The following is a 5582-nucleotide window of genomic DNA, read 5'->3' on the forward strand; positions in this document are numbered from 1 at the left end:
AAGGCCCGCTTTCTGAAAAGATTTTGCAAAAGCTTGCGACGAAGGAAAGCATTCCGGAGGTCTATTATACATTCGTAAAAGAGGCGAGGATAGACGGGATGCCCTGCCTGATTTCGCGCACCGGCTATACGGGCGAGGACGGATTCGAAATTTATTGTAACGACGAATATGCAGAGCGTATGTGGGACATGCTGATGGATGCGGGAGAAGAATACGGTCTCATCCCCTGCGGCCTTGGCGCGCGCGATACGCTGCGTCTTGAGGCGGCAATGCCTTTATACGGGCATGAGCTTTCCACGGAGATCACGCCGCGCGAAGCCGGTCTTGGCTTTGCTGTCAAGGTGGATAAGGACGAATTCATCGGCAAAGAAGCACTGACGCCGGCACGGCTCAGGAAGCGGATCGGCCTAAAACTCATTGACCGCGGTATTGTGCGCGAAGGGGCGAAGGTGTTTGCGGGCAGCGCGGAGGTAGGGCGGGTCACGTCGGGTACGATGTCGCCTACGCTCGGAGCGGCGATCGCGCTTGCACTTGTACCGTCGGGACTTGAAGAAGATGAGCTTTTGGTAGAAGTGCGCGGCAAAAAATTGAAAGCGGAAGTGGTAAAACTTCCATTTTATAAAGCAAACAAATAAAACGGAGGATCAGAAAATGAGCGTTCCCAAAAATTTAAAGTACACAAAATCACACGAGTGGGTAGAGATGCTGCCCGATGGAAAAGCACGGATCGGTATTACGGATTATGCGCAGGAAACACTGGGCAACCTTGTATATGCGGAGCTTCCGCAGGAAGGAGACGTTTTTGCGATCGGCGATAACCTTGCGGTCGTGGAATCTGTTAAGGCTTCTTCAGACGTTTATGCACCCATTGCGGGCACGGTCGCGGCAGTGAACGAAGCGCTTGCAGACAGCCCGGAGATGATCAACGACGACAGCTATGGTGCGTGGTTCGTGGAGCTCAGTAGCGTAAACACGGACGGCGCAGAACTGCTTTCTCCTGAGGAGTACGAAAAGGTGCTCGAAGAGGAGGAATAAAATGGCATATATTCCGAGTACTTCGGATGAGACCCGGGCTATGCTCAAAAAGATAGGCCTTACGGATATGGAAGCGCTGTATGCGGACATACCAGAGGCTGTGCGTCTGAAAAGAAGGATGGATGTAGGCGAAGGCTTAAGCGAGCTCGAGCTGGTACATGAGCTGAGCGGGATCGCGTCGCGCAACAAAATCTACGGCACGGTCTTTATGGGCGCGGGTGCATACCGCCATTTTATTCCGGCAGCAGTGGAAAATTTGGCGTCGCGCAATGAGTTTGTGACGGCGTACACCCCTTATCAGGCAGAAATGAGCCAAGGAATATTGCAGAGTATCTTTGAATTTCAGACAATGATCTGCGAGCTTACGGGCATGGATGTTTCCAATGCCTCCGTATATGACGGCGCTTCTGCCGCGGGCGAAGCGTGCCTGATGACGCGGGATAGGAAACGCAGCAAGGTGCTGGTATCCTCGTGTGCACATCCGCAGGTCATAGAAACGATCCGCACCTATGTTGTACCGGCCGGGATGGGGTGCGAGGTGATCGCCACAACGGACGGCATAACGGACGAGATTGATTTGAAAAACAAACTCGATGAAACGGTGGCGGGGGTCTACCTCGCGTCGCCCAACTATTTCGGGTTGATCGAAAACACTGCCCAAATTGCAGAGCTCGTGCATGAAGCAGGTGCAAAGCTGGTATTGGGGGTCAATCCCATTGCCGCCGGCATCTTAAAGACCGCGGCAGAGCTCGGGGCGGATATTGCGGTGGGCGAGGGACAGCCGCTGGGGCTGCCGCTTGCGTACGGCGGGCCGTATCTTGGATTTATGGCTTGTACCAAAGCAAATATGCGCAAAATGCCGGGCAGGATCGTCGGAGAGACAGTAGACCACGACGAAAACCGCGCGTTCGTGCTCACATTGCAGGCGCGCGAACAACACATCCGCAGGGAAAAAGCAGGCAGCAATATCTGCTCGAACCAGGCGTGGTGTGCGCTGCGCAGCGCCATTTATATGAGTATTATGGGCAAAGAGGGCTTAAAGGATGTGGCAGAGCAATGTTACGCCAACGCCCACTATTTAAAAGAGGAACTGCAAAAGATCGGTTTTTCGCCTGTATACGGCGGGGAATTCTTCCATGAATTCGTCACGCAAAGCTTGGTCGATCCGGCAAAACTCCAAAAGGCGCTCGATACACAGGGCATCCTCGGCGGGCTTGATTTAGGCGACGGAACAATGCTGTGGTGCGCGACGGAGCTCACTGGAAAACGCGAGATCGACAGGCTAGTCGAAGCAGTGAAAGGGGTGTGCGCGTAATGGAATTGATTTTTGAGAAAAGCAAAGCAGGGCGCGGCGCTTGTCTGCTGCCGAAAAACGAACTGAAAAACACATACCGTCCGGATACTTCGCTGCTGCGCGAAACCCCGGCACACCTGCCTGAGGCGGCGGAGGTCGATGTCGTACGGCATTATATCGCGCTTTCACGGCGCGCGCATGGCGTGGACAACGGTTTTTATCCGCTTGGCTCGTGTACGATGAAGTACAATCCCAAGATAAACGAAAAACTGGCTTCGTTGCCGGGATTCACGGAAATACATCCCTTGCAGCCGCAGGAAACGGCACAGGGATGCCTTGAGGTGCTGCATTGCACGCAGGGAATGCTGAACGAGATCGCAGGAATGGATGCGACTACTATGCAGCCTGCGGCAGGCGCGCACGGCGAATGGACAGGGCTGCAGTTGATCCGTGCCTACCATTTGGAGCGCGGCGATGAAAAACGCCGCAAGATCATCGTGCCTGATTCCGCACACGGTACAAATCCGGCTAGCGCGGCGATGTGCGGTTTTGACGTGGTTAGCGTACCATCTGACAAGGACGGATATGTCGATCCGCAGGCGCTTGCGGCACTCGCGGACGATACGGTCGCGGGGCTGATGCTCACAAACCCCAATACGCTTGGGAAATTTGAAAAGAATATCTGCGAATTGAGCGATATCATACACAACGCCGGCGGGTTGCTTTATTATGATGGCGCGAACATGAACGCGATCATGGGTGTGACGCGACCGGGCGATATGGGCTTTGACGTGGTGCACTGGAACCTCCATAAGACGCTGTCTACGCCGCATGGCGGAGGCGGGCCGGGAAGCGGTGCTGTAGGCTGTAAAGCGTTTTTGGAAAAGTATCTGCCGGTACCTGTCGTCAAAAGAGACGGGGATGTTTATGTGCTTGATTACGACCGGCCGCATTCTATTGGGCAGGTCAAAATGTATTACGGGAATTTCCTTGTGATCGTCAAAGCGTTTTGTTATATGCTGACGCTGGGCGGCGACGGGTTAAAAGACGCTTCCATGCACGCGGTGCTGAATGCCAATTACATGCTGCGCGCACTGGAAAAACATTCAGACCTTGTTTATGCTTCGCCGTGCATGCACGAATTTGTATTGTCTCTCAAGAGCCTCAAAAAAGAGACGGGCGTTTCTGCTCTTGACGTAGCAAAGGCGATGATCGACGCGGGAATCCACCCGCCGACGATGTATTTCCCAATGATCGTAGAGGAGGCGTTGATGTTTGAGCCGACCGAAACGGAAAGTGTGGAAACGCTGGATAGCGCTCTTTATGCGATTGACGCGATTTTTGAGAGGGCAAAGACAGATCCGCAGAGCCTGCATGCCGCGCCGGTAACAACGCCCGTTGGGCGGCCGGACGAGGTAAAGGCCGCGCGCGACCCGCATGTGCGCTACGATTTCTAAATAATAAAAAACACCGCTTTCAACTTTCGAAAGCGGTGTTTTTTATGCTACCAGACTTTTTCCTGATGGAGCTGCTGCATTTTGTCCCCCAGCTGCGAAAGCGCACCAGACCACATGCGGTATGCTTCAAGCAGTTTTTCGTATTTTGCATTGTTCTCAGAAATGGGATGGGAGATATCTTCTGTCTTGTGAAAGCCTTCGATCATGTCGTATCCCTTCCAAATACCACATGCGTTTGCGGCAAGCGCCGCCGCGCCGAGAGAAGCCGCATCCTGATCCACATTTGTTTTTAATACGTCCATATTGTAAATATCCGCAAACATCTGCCGCCATAGTCTGCTTTTGCTGCCACCACCGCAAATGAGCATCTCCTGTCCCTGCGTAGCAACGTATTTGCGCAGGATGTCGAGCACGCAGCGCAGCGCCATAGCGATCCCCTCCATCGAGGCGCGTACCATGTCTTCGCGTGTTGTGCCAAGCGAGAGTCCCGCAAACGAGCCGTGCGTATGCGGACTGTCTTCCTGCGAGCTTCCACCCGCAAGTGTAGGATTGAAAAGCAAACCATTGCTGCCGGGAGGGACGGTTGCCGCCATTTCATTCATGCGGTCGTAGCGCGCCTCCTCAGGCAGTACGTCCTTGAGCAGTGTATCACGCACCCAACGAAACGAATTACCGGCAGAGAAGATGGAAACGGCAGAAGTATAATATCCCTTTTGCGCGTGTGCAAACACGAAGGGAAGCGTTTCCAAGTCGAGTATCGGCTTCTTGGCAGAAACGGCGATCCAGCTCGAAGAACCGAGCGAGGTATATATCTTTCCTTCGCCGATCCCACGTGCGCCAAGCGCCATGCAGGTGTTGTCCACGCCGCCGCAGGCAATGGGAATTCCTTCCACAAGGCCGGTTTGCGATGCAGCCTCCTTGCTGACAGTGCCAACGATCGCGTCCGACGGGACGATATCCGGAAAAATGGAACGGGGAAGCCCCGCCGCGTCAATAAACGCCTGCTCGTAGTCCCACTTTTCAAGGTTAAACACACCAAAGCCTGAAGCATACGAGGGATCGGTGCACTGCGTACCGGTTAACTTATAATTAATATAGTCTTTGGAACCGAGCACAACATCCGTTTGGTCAAAGATATCGCGTTGGTGTTCCTTCATCCACATAAGCTTTAATACTGAATAACACTCGGGTGGATCGCCGTTGCCTGTGGTCATATACCATTTTTCATAGGGAACATTCGCAAAAAAGGCTTCGTGCATATCGCCGGAGCGCATATCGCACCAGATCGGAACCTGATCAAGCAGCAACCTCCCGTCGCGTCCGATGGGCGCAACTACAAGGCTATGCCCCGAAAGCGCCGCCGCCGCGATCTCGCGCGGGTCACATTTATTTTTCTCAAGCAAAGCTTTGGTAGATTTGCACACGCCGTCCCACCAGTCCTCCGGGCGCTGTTCGCACCATTTGTCATGAGGGAAGTATGTTTCGTATTGTATGAAAGATTCGGCGAGGGAAACGCCGTTTTCATCAAACAGGGAAGCCTTGATGCCGCCCGTACCAAGGTCATAAGCAATGATTTTACGCATACAAAAATCCTCCTTAGATTTTCAAAAAGAGAAATAAAAACAAATATCCAAAGAGAACGGGCAAGTGCTTTTATGGTCAAACCCTTATAGAAAGGGGATCATGCGTATGTCTGGGAATACAGGTATTCCGGGTCGATCTCATCGCTTTGCACCTCTCCCACCTGAATGCCGTCGCGCAGCATAATGATGCGCGGACACATCCCCAAAAGCTCG

General features: G+C 53.2%; 5 protein-coding genes. 4 read left to right on the top strand and 1 reads right to left on the bottom strand.

Annotated elements, in window-relative coordinates:
* The 4 genes from VB081_RS05980 to gcvPB form a co-directional block, all read left to right on the top strand.
* On the top strand, window positions 1-635 hold a 635-nt coding region (locus tag VB081_RS05980), incomplete at its 5' end, for an aminomethyltransferase family protein (protein ID WP_323399920.1).
* A 16-nt stretch (window positions 636-651) separates the two neighbouring features.
* Complete coding sequence (gene gcvH, locus VB081_RS05985) at window positions 652-1035, top strand: glycine cleavage system protein GcvH (protein WP_323399921.1); 384 nt, start codon at window positions 652-654, stop codon at window positions 1033-1035.
* 1 nt (window position 1036) lies between these two features.
* On the top strand, window positions 1037-2350 hold the full coding sequence (gcvPA, locus tag VB081_RS05990) for an aminomethyl-transferring glycine dehydrogenase subunit GcvPA (RefSeq protein WP_323399922.1): 1314 nt from the start codon (window positions 1037-1039) through the stop codon (window positions 2348-2350).
* Window positions 2350-3786 carry an aminomethyl-transferring glycine dehydrogenase subunit GcvPB gene (gene gcvPB, locus VB081_RS05995; protein WP_323399923.1) on the top strand — a complete coding sequence of 479 codons (1437 nt, stop codon included), beginning with the start codon at window positions 2350-2352 and terminating at the stop codon, window positions 3784-3786. Before gcvPA ends, gcvPB begins: the two co-directional genes overlap by 1 nt.
* 47 nt (window positions 3787-3833) lie before the next feature.
* On the opposite strand, the gene VB081_RS06000 is transcribed toward gcvPB, so the two are convergent.
* Window positions 3834-5369 (bottom strand): xylulokinase, encoded by a 1536-nt coding sequence (locus VB081_RS06000; protein ID WP_323399924.1) that lies wholly within the window; start codon window positions 5367-5369, stop codon window positions 3834-3836.
* Window positions 5370-5582 lie beyond the last annotated feature (213 nt).

The sequence above is a fragment of the Christensenella sp. genome (assembly GCF_034927525.1).
Lineage (GTDB): Bacteria > Bacillota > Clostridia > Christensenellales > Christensenellaceae > Christensenella.